Source organism: Koromonas humicola, assembly GCF_059726255.1.
On record NZ_AP040873.1, the window covers coordinates 1,754,564 to 1,774,120 of the forward strand.

The window sequence follows — 19,557 nt, forward strand, 5'->3', positions numbered from 1 at the left end:
CGGAGTGGGATGTGCTTTAGTGCTTCGCGGCGGACGCTGATGCTGTGGCATGCGGCCTCAGGATGCTGGTCAGCAGGTCGGGCTTGCTCTCGTCGCGGACCAGGTGTGGATGGCGTACGCCGTCGTAGTATTCCAGCGCTACCGTCCGGAAGTAGTCATTGTTCTCAATCAAGAGCCGAATTGGCTTATGTGTTTGCTGAGCTTGGCGTATGGCTGCAAGCAGAACTTCACTTGTGTATTTCCGCTCGTTCACCGCGACGACACGCATGCCAGGCCCGATTCCTTGTTTCGCCGCTATGCCGCCCTCAATCGCATCCAGAACCGCGCCATCCTTAGAGAGCAGCATGCCAAGCGAAGAACTGGCGTTTATGGTGCCACCGTGTTGCAATTTATCGATGGCATTTGGCTGATCGGTGTAAGCCAGTTTCCATCCACTGTTCTCGATCCCCGCGAGAGCGGGCTTATCGGCTACATGTGATATTCGGTTCATGAGAAAGTTGCGCCAGTCGAAGTACTGCACCGTCTCAAGCGAGTTCACAACGTCCTCAACCGTATATGTATGCAGTTCGGGGGCTGTGCTTTCGCCGCCGAAGAAGATATGTGCAAAGTCATCTATCGATCGCTTGCCGCCGCTCTGTTGCCGAATGATTGTGTCGACTTCTAGCCATATCAGCGCGCCCTCGTTATAGAAGTCGGTGCCGCGGCGATAGTTACTGAACTCACGGTGCGCATCGTAGAGGATCTGTGCGGCGGTAGCCGTGTCCTCTAACGGACGCCAATTGCGTCCGGATTGCATGGAATCAGCCTTTGCCATGAGAGCCAGTTGCTCACGAGACTGCTCTGGAGTAGCGAGACCGCTGCGCGCTGCCAGCACGTATCCGAAGTATGTAGTGAGGCCTTCATATACCCACAAGAGTTCGCCTTGCATGGGCGTCTGAAAATCGGCGGTTGCCAAGCCGGCAGGGCGGCGATACTTTCCGTTCCATGAATGAGTGAACTCGTGAGGAAGAAGAGAGGCTTCTAGCGTCCACTGGCTGGGATCGGTGAGGTAGTTTTCTCCAACACGATTGTCGCTTGACTCATGATGCTCCAGACCCGAGTGCTTGATGTGATCGCTCAGGGTCAGGAGGAAGTGGTAATCGCGATAGTGTCCCTTTCCGTAGAGTTCATGGGCCTCGGTCACGAGGTTGTTGAAGCTCTGGATCTGCGCGGGTGTTATCTCTAGCGCAGCCGCGGAGTCGGCAACCATGTCGAGTTCATGCAAAGGCTTCTGACCCGATTGAAGCGGAATTTTCTTCAGGTATTGGCCAATGAGGATGGGTGAATCGACGAGTGTGGTGAGTGAAGCCAGTGAAAACTCAACGCCATCGTTTCCACTGGAGGATGACGGGAGCGCACTGGCCCACTGCCATCCAGAAGGAAGTTTGAGCGATGCTTTCACTCCGACTTCATCAGATCCGCGTCCGGCAGGGTATAGCAGAAGGCAATTCCAACCGAGTGCGGCAAGCTTATCGGTACTTGAGGCACTCGCACTGAATCCGACCTGAGGATCGACCGGACTGAGAAAGTCGAAGGATGCGTTGATTTCAGTGACACCGTTGGGAACATCGACGTGGAAGGAGTACATGTCTGCAGGATCACGGTGCCAGGTGAGTGGACGGCCAGCAACATGGAAGTACATTCCTGCCGTGTCCACAACAGGGCCTGTGGGGCGATGGTTCCCTGGGATCCACTTGGGATAGACGAGGACAAAATCTCCAGGTGTTGCTGGGATTGTGAGCTGCACGTGCAGGACCTTACGCGGCGCTTCGGTCGCATCGACAGCGAGTGTTTCGACGACGGCGAATCCGGAGGTCTTGAGAGAACTCTTCGGAGATGGTCCGGTTTGAGTAAAAGACGAGGTTGTCGCAACCAGCGACAGAATCAGAGCGCAACGCAGATGTCTCATTCAAAAATCGTAAATGAGTTAGAGCGTGACATGGAAGCGCGTTTCACGGCATGCGTTGATGGTACTGACTAAGACGATATTTTGTTCTAAGCGACCCATTCTGGTCATAAACCTTGAAGTAATATGCCAAGACTCCAAGTTCGCCAGAGGTGCTGACTCATGCGCAAGCTATGTAGCGGGGCCCCACTCGCCGTTCTGCTCCTGCTCCTGTCTTCGTGGACGTCAGCGCAGACCACCACGCTTTCGGCTCAAACGGTGAATAACACAGCTGCCTGTTCGACTCCAGGCGGGCATTGTGCTGGGGCATTTTCTGGAATGTCGGACGGCGCGAGCGGAACATTCAATGCTGCGCCGGGCAATGTGAGCCATGCAAACATGCAGGAACTGGAATACAGCGGAGCAACCACCGCAATCTTCGCGCACTTCCAGCCATGGTTTTGCATGCAACCGGGATCGACTGCGACCGGCCCAGGTACCTCGTGCAACGGGCACTTGCAAGTTGGGTATAACTCGAACGACCCAGCAACGGTCAAGGCTCAGATGGATGACATGCAGGCGCGCGGCATCATGGGGCCTATCGTTGACTGGCACGGTCCCAACCGCAGCCTTGAGGAGAGCGCAACGGAACTTGTAAGGAGTGAACTGGAGAGTCGATGCTCGGGAGGCACCTGCAATATGCAGTTTGCGCTCACTGAGGATCAGGGATCAATCGCGGCCTCGTGTCCATACAACGGCGGCGGAGTTAACCAGACCAATTGCATTCTGAACGTGCTTGAAAGCGACTTCGACTTCATGAATGCGAACTACTTTCCGAGTCCAGCATACTTGCGAGTAGACTCGGCGAGTATGTCTGCATCACAGCAGGGACGTCCAGTTGTGTTCTTCTTCGTGTGTGAAGAGTGCTTTTCGAATCCTTCGCCGGACTGGACTATGATCTTCCATACCTTGCGTCAGCATGTGAATGCCTACACGACTGGGTCTCCGTTGATTTGGTTCATCTTCCGAAATGCTGGGGCGTTCACGCATGTCGAGAGCGATGGCGGATTCGCATGGATAAATCACTACGGCACGAATGATCCGTACGGGTTGGTGTACCTCGACAACTTCTACGACACCGGGACTAAGTATCCGCAACTGCAGCCATGGGGAGCCTCCTGGAAGGGATTCGATAACACTCTCGCACCTTGGAAGCCTGCGGTAAGTGTCACGGGCCAGCAGTGCGGAAACACATGGCTACAGACGATGGCCGAGATGGTGCACAACAACGATTATGGCCCGGGAAACCAGTTGCCATTTCTGCAAATCGTGACGTGGAATGACTACGACGAGGGCTCGGAGATTGAAACAGGAATTGACAATTGTCTGACTCTACAAGCAAGCACCGATGGCACGAACCTGAACTGGAATCCGATTTTTACGGGAGCAGGGAACGAGCAGACCGTCGATCATTACGAAGTGTATGAAGCGAGTGACGGCCAGAACCTCACCCTCGCAGCGACCGTCCCTGCTGGAACTCACGGAGTGCCATTGAACTCCATCAACGCGACGGCTGGGCAGACGTTCTACGTTGAGGCTATCGGGCGCGCGTCAATCCTGAACAAGATGTCGAACGCGGTCGCGTACACGCAGCAAAACGTGGTCACAATTACGGGCTTGTCTCCGACGTCGGGGACGGCGAATGGCGACACGTCTGTCACGATTATTGGGACGGGATTCGAGTCTGGAGCTAGCGTTACGTTCGGGGGAGTAGCAGGAACGGTGACAAGCCTGTCATCCACTTCTATTTCAGCATCAACGCCGCCGCACGCAGCAGGGACAGTGTCTGTGGCCGTGAGTAATCCGGATGGCAGCGGAGCCACGTTGGGTTCTGCCTATACGTATCTTGCTCCGGCTTTTGTGCTTAGCGCATCACCAACTTCGAAGACCGTGCTCAAAGGTACAACTGCGAGCTACAGCATCACTGTGACCCCGAACAACGGCTACACGGGCCTCGTCACTTTTAGTGTTTCTGGGTTGCCGGGAGGAGCTAGCTATTCGTTCTCGCCGAGTTCGATCAATACTTCTGGAACTACGCAACTTTCGGTGGGAACGAAATCTTCGGCGAAGGGCACGTTCAAACTCGCGGTAAAAGGTACAAATTCGGCAAAGACCATCTCAAGTTCTGTTTCCGTGACGCTGGTTGTGAAATAGCGGATGAGAGTACGGCGGCAGTCCTGCAAGAGGGCTGCCGATCTTGATCACCTTAACTATATCGAGACTGGCGAATCCGATTGAGGTCTGAGGTTTGATCCTGTTCAGGATATAATCATATTGTGCCTAAGTATTCGATAGTTGTCCCCTTTCACAACGAGCAGGATAGTGTCACCGAGCTCTACGACCGTCTGAAGGCGGTAATGGAGCAGGTTGGCGAACCTTTTGAGATGGTGTTTGTGGATGATGGCTCACGCGATGCCACGTTCCCGCTGCTAAGCCAAATCGCTGCCGTGGACAGTCGCGTTGTCGTCGTGAAACTCCGTCGGAATTTCGGTCAGACCTCGGCATTGGCCGCTGGGTTCGATCATGCCCAAGGCGACTTCATCATCGCGATGGATGGCGATATGCAGCATGATCCCGCGGAAATTCCGAACTTCATCGCCAAACTCAAAGAAGGGTACGACATCGTTAGCGGATGGCGCGAGAAGCGCATCGACAATCTCTGGCTGCGCCGCATCCCGTCACGCTGCGCGAACTGGACGATGGCCAAACTGAGCGGCGTGAAACTGCATGACTTTGGGACCACGTACAAGGCGTATACGCGCGAGTTGATCGAGGAGATTCCGCTTTACGGCGAAGGACTGCATCGCTTCATCCCGGCCCTGGCCTCGTGGTATGGCGCGAAGGTTTGCGAAGTTCCGATCAAGAACATCGAACGTGAGGGAGGGACCTCCCACTATGGCATTTCGCGCACGATCCGGGTGTTTTTCGATCTGATTACGATTCGCTTTTTGCTGAAGTACATGATGCGTCCGCTACACTTCTTCGGCGGCATCGGTATGGGCGGTATTGGAATCGGCTCACTGGTTGCACTCTGGATGCTGTTTGAGAAGGCCGTGCGGCACATGAATGTGATGGACGAGCACGGACCTATGCTAGTCTTTGGCGCCGTAATGTTGGTGGCTGGCGTTCAGATGCTCGCTCTTGGACTCCTTGGAGAGTTGCAGGTGCGCCACTTCCACGAGCCGCACTCGGGACAACCGTATCGCGTTGCCAAGGTGATTCGTTCCGAAACTGGAGAGGAAAGCGAAATCCACGGCTAGAGTTTCCGAAGTGTATGGAGCCTGCTCATTGAGCAGGCTCTTTCTTTTTGTGGTGGTACAGGTGCTTAGGGCGGGATAGAATACCGGCGGTTTGATGCGGCCGAATGGTTTCGATTCGTCCTGTTCGGCAGCGCTGTTGGGTACAGGAGGCTCGTGATGAGCAAAGCTATCCATACTGAACTGCGTTTAGCTCAGCGCATGTCGCGCCTGGGCACTGAAACTGCCTTTGAAGTTTTAGCGAAGGCGCGGGCCCTGGAAGCAAAGGGGAGAGACATCGTACATCTGGAGATTGGCGAACCCGATTTCGATACTCCAGCAAATATCGTGGAAGCCGCTGTGGATGCGCTGCACAATGGAATGACGCACTACGGACCAAGTGCCGGACTTCCTGACCTGCGCAAAGTCATCGCGGAGGAGATTGGTCGCACGCGGCACACCCAAGTATCTCCGGATGAAGTAGTCGTAGTACCGGGTGGCAAGCCGATCATCTTCTTTACGCTGATGGCGTTGGTCGATGAAGGAGACGAGGTCATTTATCCCAACCCAGGGTTCCCCATATACGAGTCAATGATTGAGTTCCTGGGCGGAAAGCCAGTCCCGATTCAACTTCGCGAGGGCATGGATTTTAGGCTCGACACAAACGAACTCAGACGCTTGGTCAATGAACGTACGAAGCTGATCATCCTCAACTCCCCCCAGAATCCCACGGGAGGCGTACTAACCAAAGAAGATATACAGGACATCGCAGCCATCATCGCGGAACACGACGTAATGGTCTTGAGCGACGAAATCTATTCGAGGCTTATCTTTGAAGGCGAGCATCACTCGCTTTTCAGCTATGACGATCTGCGCGATCGTGTTGTGCTGCTGGATGGGTTCAGCAAGACGTATGCCATGACCGGATGGCGCATGGGATACGGCGTCATGCGTCCTGATCTTGCGCAGCAGATTGCACGCCTGATGACGAATTCGAATTCCTGCACTGCGAGTTTCACCCAAGTGGCAGGTATCGAAGCGATCACCGGTCCTCAGGAGTCGGTGGCACAGATGAATGCCGAGTTCAAGAGACGGCGGGACTATTTCGCCGAGCGCATCAACCGCATTAAGGGCTTTAGCTGCCGCGTGCCGAAAGGGGCTTTCTACATGTTCCCAAATATCACGGGCACTGGATGGAAATCAAAGCCACTAGCCGACGCATTGCTTGAACAAGCGGGTGTGGCTGTCCTATCTGGAACGTCATTCGGTGCCTTTGGAGAAGGCTATTTGCGGTTCTCGATTGCAAATTCACTTGAGAACATCGAGAAGGCACTGGACCGAGTCGAGGCGTGGGCGACCCAAAACGTTTTGTAGCTTGATTTGTATGCTGTTGGCCCGCTTTCGAGCGGGCTTCTTTGTGGGCAGCAAACTTTGATCTACGGGGAAAGAACGAACGTGGAAAGAAAATTCCGGGTATTTGCAACTTGTGATATAGGGCCAAGTCTCGACATCCTGCGCAAGCGCGGTTATGAACTTGAAGTATTCCCAGGCCCTGAGGCACCACCACGCTATGTGCTTTTAGAGAAAGTTCGGAGCGGGATTGACGGGCTCATTACAACACTCCGCGACAAGATCGATGCGGAGGTTTTCGCGGCAGGGAAGGGAAAGCTGAAAGGAGTTGCTCAACTCGCGGTAGGTTTTGACAACATCGATCGGGCAGAAGCCAATCGGTACAAGATTCCATTTACGAACACAAGCGATGTGCTCACGGATGCAACCGCCGAGTTTGCGTTTGCAATTCTCATGGCAGTGTCGCGAAAGCTGTGGCCGAGTGAACGTCTGGTTCGCGAGAACAGATGGGGATCGTGGCATCCGTATCTGCCCTTTTTGGGCGATGAAGTCACAGGGAAGACTATCGCGATCATCGGTACCGGACGTATCGGACAAGCAATGATCGCAAAATGCTCCGGATTTGAGATGAACGTGCTCTGTTACGACGCTGCATACAAGAACGAGGAGTTCGTCGCGTCGATGCAGAAGGTAATGGATCTGAAGCAGGAGTTGGGCGTATCGCGCCGGAAGAACTGGATACGGTACGCAGAGCTAGATGAGTGTATGCGTGAAGCTGACTACGTGAGCTTGCACGTGCCATTGCTGCGCGACGGCGAGTCGAAGGTGCCAACCTATCATCTGATCAACGAACGCATTCTGAGAGAGATGAAGAAGAGCGCCTATTTGGTGAATACGTCGCGAGGGCCGGTGGTGGACGAGCAGGCACTTGCAAAGGCTTTGCGGGAGGGGTGGATCGCCGGAGCTGCGTTGGATGTTTTCGAACGTGAACCGCTGCCAGCAGATTCGCCTTTGCGAGACCCTTCCATAGAGGACCGCTGCCGCCTCTTTCACCACTTTGCTAGCGGTGGAGTGGCTACGCGTCTGGATCCAGATCCAAACGTCGGAATGGCTGGAAGGTGTGTGCAGGGTCTGATTGATATGCTGGAGGGAAGTGATTACGCACAAATGCCTTACTTGGTGAACAAAGAAGCATTCCAGCACTAGCGCGAATTGAAGTTGCAGAGAGGCCGGAGGCATCCGGCCTCTTTCTTCGTGCACTTGCTAACGGCTTGCGTTCTTTACACTGAGTTCGTTCACAACCTGCTGAACGTCTGGAATGCGCGCGGCGGAGCGCTCGATAGATTCGCGTTGCGCCGGCGTATCGACATCGCCTTTCAGCGTGAGCACGCCATTCTTTACTGTGGTCCGGATGTGCTGGTTGCCCCAATTGTTCTGGGCCTCAAGCGCTTTCCAATGCGACTTGATGGCGTCGTCCGTCTTGGAGTCCACCTTCTTGGCATTGCTGTTGTTGTCAGGACGTACGCCAATCTCGTTGGCAACGACATAGCCGTTTGCGTTGGAGCGAGCTATGTCTTCGGCCTGCTGCTTGGCAGAGTCGTTTTTCACGTCGCCTGTGAGTGTCACGACCTTTTTGTCATTGTTAACATCGACTTTGACGTCTCCGAGGTTGGCCTGTTTGAGGTTGTTCTTAATCTGGGAGTCGTCCAGCTTGTTCGCTGAAGCGGCTTTTTGATCCGGGGCGGACTTGTTGGAGCAAGCAATCGTTCCGAACGCCAGCGCCACGCTGAGAGCAGTTGCAGCAAATAGCTTCATCATTCCTCCGAAAAACGACAATCTCGTTTTCAGATTGGGATGATGGTTGTTGGCCGGGAGATGGCGGGAAGGGTAACGGGCTAGGCACCCAGCAGGGCAAACGCGACAATCGTCTTTCCTTCGCCTACTGTCTGCTCGATACGGCTGTTGAGAGATGCTTCCTTATCTTCGAAGTCGAGAGGAACTTCGGCAGCAATGATGTCGTCAGCGCTCGCCTGAGTAAAACATAACTCGCAAACCCCGATGCCGCCCTCAGTACGCACTGGGGGCCCGTAAATGCGGCAGGTCATAGGGCGATGAGAATAGAGATCGCAACGTCGAGTATCGGGATCCAGTGCTGGGCAGGGTTCGTCGTTGGCAAAATCCTCAAAAATTTCCTGTGCCTCGGCCGAGTCATCTAGAATCCCAGTCTCGACATCGCCCGGGAAGTAGTCGACAGTGCGTTCCAGCGACTCTGCCGCGCGCTGCAACACGCGTTGGGCACGATCGTAGTCGCGATCAGCGAGTTCGCTTAGGCCACGCTGAAGCCGGAACGCATCGAGGCGGTCGATTGCGAATACGCCTACGCAGCATTGCGAACAGCCTGGACGGCACGTGAGGTGATGCCCAGCCTTGATCGTGGCGCATTTCAGCCAGTTATCGATGATGGGGAGCAACTCTGAATCACGACGAGACGCTTCAGCTTCGGAAATCCGCTGCTTTGGATTACTGCGAACTGAGCGACGAGGATTCATACATCACCGAGAGACTGCGGCACTCTCCACGAGGGAACGAAGGATGCGCAGACCGTCCTTCATTCCGAGGACGTCTTCGCTGGCACGCTCTGGATGAGGCATCATTCCCAGCACGTTCCGACCCTCATTGCAAACTCCAGCAATGTTCTCGAGCGAACCATTGAGATTAACTTCCTCAGTGATTACGCCCTCTGGAGTGGAGTAGCGGAATATGATCTGTTCGTTCTTGTGCAATTGCTCAAGCGTGGGCTGATCGCAGAAATAGTTCCCGTCGCCGTGACCAATGGGGATTTCCAGAACTTCGCCGTTATTTAGCCCTTGAGTAAAGGGTGTGGAGGTGTTTTCAACCCGCAGATGAACGGGCTTACAAATGTACTTGAGCGTCTTATTCCGAAGCAGCACGCCTGGGAGGAGATGCGCCTCACAGAGAATTTGGAAGCCGTTGCAGATTCCGATTACGAGACCGCCGGATTCAGCGAAACGCTTAACGGATTGCATGATAGGCGAGAAGCGCGCGATGGCGCCGGTGCGCAGGTAGTCACCGTAGGAAAAGCCGCCGGGAACGACGATGACATCGCAGTTCTCTAGGTCTTGCGAATCGTGCCAGAGCAGTGTAGCGGGCTGGCCGCACACTTCCTTGAAGGCCCAATACGCATCGTGGTCACAGTTGCTACCAGGAAAAATAATGACGCCAAACTTCATTTCACGCTCGCAATTCCGCAGTCTTATAAGAAGTGTAGCATTGCGGTGTGGGCCTACGAGAGGATTTAGATAGAGGAATATGCAGTTTCAGTATCATGCAAATCTGACATTAGGAGCGCTGCGCAACTGGTTCAAAGCGCAGATCTATGACTCACTAATCGTGGGAGCCTTGTGGCTGGTTGTGCTACTCTGGCTTCACGTACCTTGGGCACCCTTCTGGGCAGTACTGGCCGGAGCCTTCCAGTTCATCCCGCACTTCGGCCCGCTACTCTCGTTGGCAGGGCCGGCGCTCGCCATGCTTTTCAGTGGCGCTCCATTTTCAGAGTGGCTGTGGTTTCTGGGCGCGTATGTCGCCATAGCGGTCGTGGACGGATTGATCCTGCAACCGTACCTGATGCATAGGCAGAATCGCGTGCCATTCTGGGCATCTTTGGCGTGTCCCTTGGTGCTTGGGATCGTGTTTCCATTCTGGGGAGTTCTGCTTTCTCCGCCGCTATTAGCGATCATTTACGCCTACCGCGGCACAGGAAAGAAAGAAACTCGTACCGTTGACCAACAGTTCTCGGACGATGGGAAAGGGATCATCTTGCCTCCTGATAATCGCCAGAATCGAAGGCCGCTGTGATTTTCGTCATAGATCGAAACTGCTGCACCGCATAGCTTGGATTCATGAGGAAAAGCGAAAGAGAAGAAGTGGCACAGCAAAGCGCCTCTATGGTGGGACATCGTCCCAGAAGGAGAGCAAAACTCCCGTGCGGAATGCAGGTGTGTGTCAGATGTCATAGAGGCTGCAAGGCGCTGAATGCCTCGTTATTGGCCACACTCGAGGACAAAGATCAATCGAGCGAAAAACAGGATGAATAACGGCTAGCAGCTTTGACGCCCCGACATAAAAAGGCCCCAGCTTTGAGCTGAGGCCTTTCCTGTGTAGGCACTCCCGCGTCTAGAACTCGTTCCAGAGGAACTGGTTGTAAACCGCATGGTGGAACTGGACTTCAGCGGGCTTCACGATCGTTCCGAGGAGACGGGGGCAACGGTCGGCGGAGTTCTGCTTGAGTTCCGCATAACGTTCCTTAACCTCTTCTCCAAACAACTTGCCTGTCCATTCGGAAGCGCGGAAGTTGTCGATTGCCGTGTAGATGTTGTCGGGCAGATAGCGATGTGCCTGGCGCAGGTTGTCGATCTTCGCGATCTCGCCGTCGAGGCCGGTCTTGAAGATCGAGTACAGCACCATGTACGGATTGGCGTCGGGAGCGACGGCACGAACTTCGACGCGGGCGCTCTTCTCGTTACCGATAGGAATGCGGACCATCGAGCCACGATCAACAGCCGAAGCCTTTAGCTGATTCGGAGCTTCGAAGTGCGGGTCGAGGCGGCGATAGGCGTTCACGCTGGGGTTGAGGACGAGGCACAGGTCGTTGCCGGCGGTCAGGACACGATCAACGAATTCCCACGCAAAGGAACTGATCTTCTCAAGGCCCTTGGCGTCCCAGAAGGTGTTCTTGCTGCCTTTGCTGACGGAAACGTTGGTGTGCATGCCGCTGCCGTTTACGCCTACAACAGGCTTGGGCAGGAAGCTGGCAGTGAGGCCCATGTTGTTTGCAACCTGACGGCAGATGAGCTTGTAAAGCTGGATCTGATCGGCGGCAGCAACAACATCGCCATAGGCATAGTTGATTTCAAACTGCGAAGGCGCAACTTCCGGGTGATCCTTCTCATTCTGAAAACCCATTGCGCGCTGTACTTCAGCAGCTGTGTCGATGAACGTGCGAAGCGGGTCGCCAGGCAGCGAGTGATAGTACCCGCCAGCATCAACGTATTCGAACTTACCGGTCTTATAGTATTGCTGCTCGGCGTCGCGGCCGTTGAAGAGGAAGCCTTCAATCTCGTTGGCGGCGTTCAGCGTGTACTCATTCTTCTTGAACTGCTCAGCAGCGTAGTTCTTCAAAACGCCGCGGAGATCGCCAGAGTAAGGAGTGCCCTGCTTATCGATTACCTCGCCGAACACCATCACCTTGCCGGTGCCAAAGATGTCGGAAGGAACCCAGTAGAACGAAGCCCAGTCGATACCCAAGCGAAGGTCGCTCTCGTGCTGAGCTGTGAAACCACGAATTGACGAACCGTCAAACGTAAGATTGTCATAGCTGTTGATCAGGAACTTCTTGTCGTAATCGAGGAGGTGCAGTCGGCCTTCAAGGTCGCTGAACATCACAGTGACAGCCTTAATGCGCTTCTCGTCGGTGAGATACTTCAGTCGCTCTTCTTTGATCTTGTCAATGGCAACGCGGGATTTGCGTTCTTCCTTGGCTTTCAAGTTCAGTTCTTCAAGCTCGTCGTAAGTAAGCGTCAAAAAGTTGCGCAGTTCGTTCGGCATGAATCTCCTCGAAAAGGTGTGGGGGCAAACCTTTGCAATGCACGTATAGGTTAACGGCAGAACTGAACAGCTACAATTCAAAACAAAATCCAGAGGCATTGAAAGTTTTGATAGGAGGCATAAGCGAAACCAGAGCAGGCGGGCGAAACACGCGCGAGGGCAGGAATTTCAGTCTACCACTCGCGCCTGATCCGTGTATCGAATCCGAAGCCACCGTTTTGATCTCGTGTTCCGCTAACCGCAACACGAGGTGTGGCTTGGTATTGGAGCTGTATTACTTGTCGTTGCGTGCTTGTTACGTCCGTTGAAAACGTGACGAATATCTTGCTCGTGACGCGCTGCTGCACGGTGATGGTCGCTCCAGCGTTCTGCTGATTGTTTCCCAATGTGGGATCAACGGAGAGGTGCGAGATGCCAGCAATCTTTTCAACGCGGCTTGTAACTTGTCCGCTTACCGCAGAAGCAATGCTTTGCTCAGCCGTTTGATTTGTAGGCGTCGCCGTAGCATTTGCTTCCTCTTGCGTCTTGCCGAATGCAATCAGGTTGATGATGTCAGCGGGCGGCAAAGCTGGATCCGACGAATACGTTGTGCGGAGATTCTCCATCGGCCCTTCAAAACGCATGCCGATGTTGTACTGGTCCACCGTCGCTGTGATGTTCACGTTTAAATTGGGCTCTGTCCGTGTCGGGTTGATGAAATCAATTACCCCGTTCTGCAACACATAGCGATTTCCTTTAAAGATCAGATCGCCCCCGGTCAGATTGATTCGACCGAGCACAACAGGTTCCGCTGCTGTTCCAGTGACGGTAAGATTTGCGGATCCATTCACACTCACGGTTCTGCTAACGAGATTCACGTTCTGAGTGGATCTAACTGCGATATTCAGAGCAAGGTTGTTTTCGAAACCGCGCGAAGGTGGAGCCTCGACCTGATTCCCCAGTGAAGTCAGGTTGGAGATGTCGAAGTCTGAGGTGAACGATAGTTGATCGACGTTCACTTGACCGCGCAGTGCTGCCTCCTCTGGCGTGCCGGTGAGCGTGAGGTTTGTACTGATGCCTTCGCGCACACCGTCGGGATACAGGAGACGAATACCTTGCCCGGCCAGTGCAAGATCAAATTGCAGAGCGGGATGGTACACGACTCCACCTCGAGCCGTTACGGTGCCGCCTCCAACTACCCCTTGGAAACGCGTGATGTTGAGCCGATCGCGCGTGAGTTGGAGAGTGCCGTTGCCATTTGATAGACCGAGCGGCGCATCAGCCGTGGCAAAGTTTGCATTCACAATCTGAACGTCGCCCTGCACGTTAGGATCGGTGCGCGCTCCATAAGAATTGATGTTGAACCGCAATTGCCCCGAACTCGTGACATCAGGATTGAAAAGCTGCGCAAGTTTCAAATCGACCGAGCCGAGCAGAAGCAATGCCATCGGCTTGGTTCGATCGAGCACGGGAAGCGTGCCTTGGAACTGGAGATCCGTGCCGGTGCCTTTGATCGCCGAACGCTGTAACGCGAGAACACCATTCAGGTAATCGGCACGAATCGGCCCCTCGGCAGCAACTTGAATCATGTTTTGATACTGCATATTCAGATTCGGGATAACCAAGTGCGCCTCGATGGCTTCCCGGCGCATGAGTGGGCCGCGCAAAGTTGCGTGGAGCTCGGTTTGTCCCTTGATGTTCTCCCCTTGTGACGGTGAGTACGTCGCAACGAGCGGCTGTAGAGGAATAGCTTGTGTGTCCAGCGTTGCGTCGGCGTTGTAGTCGCCGGTGAGTTGGACTTTTGCTTGTCCATGTATATTGGCGCTCAATGCACGAGTGTCAAGGGTGATGTTTGCCAAGTGATTGGCCACTATAGCACGCAGCGCGAGATTGCTGACATTCTGTCCTTTGGCCTGAAGTTCTGGAATCTCAAGCGTAGCGTTGAGTTGCGGGTCCTCGAGTGTGCCTCGACCAGTCGCGATCAGATTCATAACCCCAGTAATCGAGAGATTCCGCTCCTTGATCGATTGCAACTGGTCCAATCTGAATTTTCGCGATTCGAGTTGGAGGTCGTATCCACGCTGTTTTGGGTAGTAGATGATCTGTCCGGTTGTGACGCCAGCGGGCATCGTTACATTGAGTGTGGCGCGCGCAGCATTACCATCACCATTGAATTGCACGGTGGCCGATGGGATAGGTTCTCCGGAGACAGTGGCGCGCGTTAACTGGATGTTGCCTTGTCCCATCGGATTGAGTTCCGTTCCATGGGCTTGCACGTTCACGTCAAGCATGCCGCCAATCGGCGTTGTCGAACCGGCTATCCGAGCCAGTTGACCCGCATCCAGATGCTGCGCTTGCAGCGAGACCTGGAATGGACTGCTGGAGGCTAAGGCCCAGTTCTTGAGTTGTACTCGACCACTGAAATTGATGTTGCCCTGCGGGGAGCCCTTGGCCGCAACAGGCACGAGTTCACCGCCTTGAATCTCGGCGAATGAAGGAGCGGCATTCAGATGAGCGCGCAACAGACGCCACTCGGTCCCGCGCAGACGGATGTTTGCCCCGGACAGATCGCCAGTCAGGTGCGGAGCGGATGTGGGTCCAGAAAGCGCACCGTTAAACTTCGCTGAGCCATATAGGCCGAAGGGCTGGGATGGTTTGGTGAAGAGGGCTGCAATGGATTCGAACTCATGCAGATCGGCAGCGTTGAGCGCGATGCTCATCTGCGAACTCTTGCCGGCAGTGCCGTCCACAGTGAGTGTCGTTTGTGGAGTGCGAAGATAGCTTTGCCGCAAGGTCAGTTGCTGGTCGCTGTTCCGGAAATTGCCATGGATGGCCGCGTTCAGAGGTACAGCCTCCGTGGACTGACTAGAACCCGCGGCAGCATTGACGGTGGCCTCCAGTGTCGCGACCAAGTTCTTGATTGAACCCTTCCAGGATGCGTCGCTCCTCCCCTGCAACGTTCCGTTTAACCTCACATTGTTAGTAGCGGTCGAGTTCGACTGCGCAATCTGCTTGATGTCTGACAGTGAGATGTCGCTGACGTTCAGGTGCGCTACTCCGGCCTGTTCCCCGGCGAGATTTCGAACGGATGCACGGGCCTCAACTGTTCCTCCGAGTAGGGAAGCAGTAAGCGAGCGAATCTCAGCGTTACCGTTGACAAGGGAGTAGCTGGCGCGAATATTGCGAACATCGGTACGCGCCGCTTGAGTTGTTACCTGAAGGCGATCGCTGCGCAGGGTTCCATTCAGAACAGCACTGTCTAGTGCTGGCTTTGCAGGATTAGAAGCATATTCTGCACGACCATCGAGTTGGAGTGCGCCCTGCGGTAAGGTCGGGTTGCGGAGTTCTTTTCGTAGCTCTGTCGAATCGACAGACGCATGATAGTCGACCTTTACTTTCGGATTGCTGAAGTCGTCCACAGTTCCGGTGAGGGCGATGAGTGATGATCCGCTGTTCAGGTGTGCTTTGCGCAAATCGAGATGCGTTGGGGACATCTCAAATTCTGCCGAGAGGGCGTGCGGAATTGGGGAATACGTACCGCTCTTCAATTGCCCGTTAGCATAGGCAAGCGTTCCGGCGTAAGTGTTTCGCGAAGGATTGTAGCCGGCATTAAAAGCCAAGTCGCGGATATCAGCATTGAGTGAACTCTTGACATCGTTGTAGTAGAGCTCTCCGGCGTTTAGCGTTGCGCGACGGATTGCCAGATCAAAAAGCGTTTGTACGCTATTTGCTTGTTGGGTCGTTTGCTTGGGTTTCGGCTTGGGAAGATTGGTGTTGCCGTTAGCATCTACTCGCAGTTGCACGACAGGATGATCAAGTGTGATCTCGTTCAGGTACCACTTACGGCTGACGAGTGACACGATTTGAACACCAACGCGAGCATGTTGAGCCTGAAGAAGCGGAGGATTCGCGTATGGAGCAGCGCCGTGCACGACGACTCCGTATGCGTCGAGAGTAGGACTGATACCGCTAAAATGCAGAGCGTAGTTCTGAATATCGACGGGTACGCCGAGAGATTCTGTCGCACTCTGACGAGCCTTGTTGAGCACGTAATCGTGTACGCGATGACTGTGAAGAGCGACGTACACACCTACAATCGCAAGTAGGACGATGCCCGCTAGCACGCCGAGTATCCACAGCCCAACGCGCTGCCATGTTGGCGGGCGACGACGGCTCCGCGGCAAACGTGGCTCATCCGGAGTTGGCGGTAGGTTCGGAAGTGCGCTCAAAATGCCTGCCCCAAGGTTATAAAGTACTGTAAAGAGCTGATGCCCGGCGGTGAATTCAAGTTGTGGCCGATGTCTATTCGTACTGGCCCAACTGGAGTTGCATAGCGAATTCCGGCGCCGATTGTATTGGTGTACTGGCCGTGAAAGCCGATAGTGCGGAACACGTTTCCGCCATCGTAAAACCCGACTACTCCAAGACCCTTGCGAATTGGAACCGGGATGCGGAATTCGGAGTTCACAATGAATAGCTGGCGTCCGCCTTCCGGGACGCTGATTTGCGACGAGACCGTTGAAGTCCCTGAAGCACGGATCTGGACAGTGCGCTGCGGTCCGGCGCCATTGAGAGGGAAGCCACGAATCGTGCTCCCGCCGCCAGAGAAGAACAGCTGCGACAGAGGAACATGACTTCCTGCAAAAGCGCTGTCGAACCCTACTCGAACGCTGTTGGCCCAGATGATGCCCGACTGCTTTAGGTCCTTGTAAAACGCACTTTGACCTAGCACCTTTGCAAAACTCACGCTGGAGCCAAGCGCTTCAGGATTCAGATCCAGTTCAAGACTGTGGTACACGCCACGATGCGCATCGAGTGTGCTATCGCGAGTGTCGCGCGAGAATGTAGCCGAGAGCGTCGACAGGCGCACGTCGCGGTCGCTTTGTGAGGGAATCAGATCTGGGATGAGAAGCTTAGTGATTTGAGTTTCGCTGAAGCTATAGCGAAGGAACAGATTTTGCGTCTTCTTCTGATCGAGAGGCTTTTGAAGTTGAAATCCAACAGTTTCGATTCGGTCGGTGTAGATGGGATTCTCACTGTTGTGTTCAAAGCTCGCGCTCAGATTGCTCGCGAACGCAGTGCCACGGAAACTTGGATCCTGAAAGTCGGCTGTAACGCGTTGAGCGAGGCGTCCTGCGAGCGATCCGAATGTAAGCGTCTCGGCACGACCACGCACGTTGCGAAGAGTGAATTCCACGGAGCCGCGAGGTCCCCAAAACGTTTGCTGGCTGGTTTTGAAATCAGAGCCAAGCCCAACTGGAGGAATTCCTGGAACTGCTACGGTTCCGCTGGGCAGGCTGCCACCGCGATTTATCACCTCGAAACCAAATCCGTAGGTGAGCGCATGTCGCCGTGCCTCGTGAACTTTTACCAAAATGTCTTCCTGCGTTTGGGTGGTAATCTGTCGACGTGGGCGCACTTCGGCCCAATCGAAAATTCCGGCCGATGCGTACAGGCGAGACTCGGACGAAAGCATGTTGCTCATCGTGAGCGGGGCGCCAAGCTTAAACTTCGCGGCACGATCGATGAGTTGCTGGTTTGTGTGCTGACGTCCAAGGGTGATCACGCTTGATGTAGCGACTCGTGGCCCTTCGTGAATCTCATAGGTCACGATGAGGTTGTGCTTATCGTTGCCTTCCTGCTGAATGCGCTGCCGAAAGGTCGCGGTAAGATAACCATTCTCGAGGTACTTTACGCTGACGTTCTTTCGGTCTTCATCCGCTTTATTGAGGGAGTAGAAGCTTCCGGCCGTGAGGCGAAGACCCTTAGGCGCGAGTTGAGCCAGAGGCATCGTGTCGTTTCCAACTACGCGCAATTCCCGCACCACATCACGCTGCCCTTCGTTGACGTCGAAGGTCACGTCGATATTGCCGCCGTCTCGTTCGACGCGGGGCGTAACTTTAACATCACTGAAGCCTTCGGCCTTGTAGGTGGCCGTCAAATTCTGAACGCTGGAACGTAGGAGTTTCTCGCTATAGCTGCCGTGCGAAAGGATGTTGCCCTTCTTCACTCCCACATGGCTCATCAACTGCTTGTCGCCAAGCACATGATTGCCATCAATAGACACGCTGGAAACCTTGTGGCGAGGTCCCTTGGCAACTTTATAGACGATGGTTTCGGTGTCACCTTGCTTGTCGATGGCCGTCTCAACCTTTGCGTCGAAATAGCCCTTGGACTGGAAGTTTGATATGAGGTTGCGACGTCCCTCCTGCACGAGTTCATCATCGAGGCCAACGTGCTGATAAAGCGGAATAAGTCTTCTCTGCTTCGACTTCCACACGTGAGCGCCTTCGACTTTCACGTGCACAGTCGGGCCCTCGGATACATGAAACTTGATGTTGGCACGATTGGTGTCCGGATCGAATTCCGCGCCGATCATATTTACTTCAGCCCCAAGGTGATCCTGCTTCATCAGTGCGTTCTGCAAGTAGAGAGTCGCGTTCTGAATGGTCTTCAGCGAATAGGTCTTACCTTCGCGAATGGCCGATGAGCGCAGACGAGCCATGATGCTCGTGAGCTTGGCTTTTAATTGAGCAGTGTGTTCCGGGGAAGCTCCCTCAAGGTCGACCTTACCGAAACGTGCCTTCTTTCCGAGATTGATATTGAAGGTCACATTGACGATGCCGTGTGCGGGGTCGGAAGTGATACGTGGTGTTACCGTGGCCGTGAAGAAGCCTGTCTGCTGGAAGAACTTCGTCAATGCTGTCGTGGCGTTCGCGACATCCCGTCGGTTGTACGGCCCCTCGGGTGGATAGTTCGCTACCTGCAGCAATCTGGAATATGGAAAAGAGCGAGAGCCGGGAAACTCATACATTCCGAAGTAGAGTCCGGGTTGAACAATCAGCAGCACACGCACGCCTTCGATATCCGGTACCACACTGAGCTGCAAATCCTGAAACCGTCCGGTGTTCTTGATCGCCATTAGGCTGCGCATCACCTTGTCGCCGTCGAATGGCTCGCCAGCCTTCTGCACGAAAAGGGGTTGGAACTCCTCATCGTTCAAGTCTGGACGTCCCGCGATCTCGATGGACGAGACGGTCTGGCCGACATATGCCTGCAACATCGTTTGCGTTTCAGGTGGCGTACTGGCGGGAACTCCCGTGCTCGTCTGGCCTTTTTGTGCAGGTGGTGGAGCGGACTGTTGAACTTCCGCCGCTCGTGTCTCGCTGGCTTCAGCACCCAGAAGCAGCACAATGCATGCGAGCGCGCAGTACTGAATTAGGTGCCTCATCGCTTGCCAGGTCACCGTCCGTAAGATGGTGATTCGGAGCCGAATGTTTGTTCTCAGATGGCGAATTTCAAGCGGGAGTGCGGGCGAGGGAATGATGAAAGTTGCTGATTGAAACAAATCGCAACATTCAGGAACTTCGACATGGGGTACAA

General features: G+C 54.4%; 12 protein-coding genes. 5 read left to right on the forward strand and 7 right to left on the reverse strand.

All coding sequences use genetic code 11. The features are described from left to right. Positions 1-16: 16 nt before the first annotated feature. Positions 17-1,948, reverse strand: coding sequence for a M61 family metallopeptidase (locus AC6IZD_RS07595; protein ID WP_497787086.1), 1,932 nt, complete (start codon positions 1,946-1,948; stop codon positions 17-19). A gap of 159 nt (positions 1,949-2,107) precedes the next feature. Here AC6IZD_RS07595 and AC6IZD_RS07600 point away from each other — a divergent pair, with 159 nt between their 5' ends. From AC6IZD_RS07600 to AC6IZD_RS07615, 4 genes are all read left to right on the forward strand, one after another. Next, positions 2,108-4,138, forward strand: coding sequence for an IPT/TIG domain-containing protein (locus AC6IZD_RS07600; RefSeq protein WP_497787087.1), 2,031 nt, complete (start codon positions 2,108-2,110; stop codon positions 4,136-4,138). Between the two features lie 122 nt (positions 4,139-4,260). Continuing rightward, the gene (locus AC6IZD_RS07605; RefSeq protein WP_497787088.1) at positions 4,261-5,244 is read left to right on the forward strand and encodes a glycosyltransferase family 2 protein; all 984 of its coding nucleotides are present in this window, start codon (positions 4,261-4,263) and stop codon (positions 5,242-5,244) included. Between the two features lie 156 nt (positions 5,245-5,400). Further along, on the forward strand, positions 5,401-6,594 hold the full coding sequence (locus AC6IZD_RS07610; RefSeq protein WP_497787089.1) for a pyridoxal phosphate-dependent aminotransferase: 1,194 nt from the start codon (positions 5,401-5,403) through the stop codon (positions 6,592-6,594). 81 nt (positions 6,595-6,675) lie between these two features. Then, entirely contained in the window at positions 6,676-7,776 is a 1,101-nt protein-coding gene (locus tag AC6IZD_RS07615) for a 2-hydroxyacid dehydrogenase (RefSeq protein WP_497787090.1), read from the forward strand. A gap of 57 nt (positions 7,777-7,833) precedes the next feature. Here AC6IZD_RS07615 and AC6IZD_RS07620 read toward each other — a convergent pair whose 3' ends face one another. From AC6IZD_RS07620 to purQ, 3 genes are all read right to left on the reverse strand, one after another. After that, a complete protein-coding gene (locus tag AC6IZD_RS07620) occupies positions 7,834-8,388 on the reverse strand; it encodes a BON domain-containing protein (protein ID WP_497787091.1) in 555 nt (184 codons plus the stop codon). 77 nt (positions 8,389-8,465) lie between these two features. After that, positions 8,466-9,119 carry a YkgJ family cysteine cluster protein gene (locus AC6IZD_RS07625; protein ID WP_497787092.1) on the reverse strand — a complete coding sequence of 218 codons (654 nt, stop codon included), beginning with the start codon at positions 9,117-9,119 and terminating at the stop codon, positions 8,466-8,468. A 3-nt stretch (positions 9,120-9,122) separates the two neighbouring features. Further along, positions 9,123-9,821 carry a phosphoribosylformylglycinamidine synthase subunit PurQ gene (purQ, locus tag AC6IZD_RS07630; RefSeq protein WP_497787093.1) on the reverse strand — a complete coding sequence of 233 codons (699 nt, stop codon included), beginning with the start codon at positions 9,819-9,821 and terminating at the stop codon, positions 9,123-9,125. A gap of 79 nt (positions 9,822-9,900) precedes the next feature. Between purQ and AC6IZD_RS07635 the strand changes: the two genes are divergently transcribed. Beyond that, the gene (locus tag AC6IZD_RS07635; protein ID WP_497787094.1) at positions 9,901-10,446 is read left to right on the forward strand and encodes an AI-2E family transporter; all 546 of its coding nucleotides are present in this window, start codon (positions 9,901-9,903) and stop codon (positions 10,444-10,446) included. A 318-nt stretch (positions 10,447-10,764) separates the two neighbouring features. Here AC6IZD_RS07635 and AC6IZD_RS07640 read toward each other — a convergent pair whose 3' ends face one another. The 3 genes from AC6IZD_RS07640 to AC6IZD_RS07650 all read right to left on the reverse strand — a co-directional run bounded on the left by AC6IZD_RS07640 (position 10,765) and on the right by AC6IZD_RS07650 (position 19,405). Then, complete coding sequence (locus tag AC6IZD_RS07640) at positions 10,765-12,195, reverse strand: glutamine synthetase family protein (protein ID WP_497787095.1); 1,431 nt, start codon at positions 12,193-12,195, stop codon at positions 10,765-10,767. Between the two features lie 173 nt (positions 12,196-12,368). Further along, a complete protein-coding gene (locus AC6IZD_RS07645) occupies positions 12,369-16,403 on the reverse strand; it encodes a translocation/assembly module TamB domain-containing protein (RefSeq protein WP_497787096.1) in 4,035 nt (1,344 codons plus the stop codon). Further along, positions 16,400-19,405 carry a BamA/OMP85 family outer membrane protein gene (locus tag AC6IZD_RS07650; protein ID WP_497787097.1) on the reverse strand — a complete coding sequence of 1,002 codons (3,006 nt, stop codon included), beginning with the start codon at positions 19,403-19,405 and terminating at the stop codon, positions 16,400-16,402. The genes AC6IZD_RS07645 and AC6IZD_RS07650 overlap by 4 nt, the downstream gene beginning before the upstream one ends. Positions 19,406-19,557: the final 152 nt, after the last annotated feature.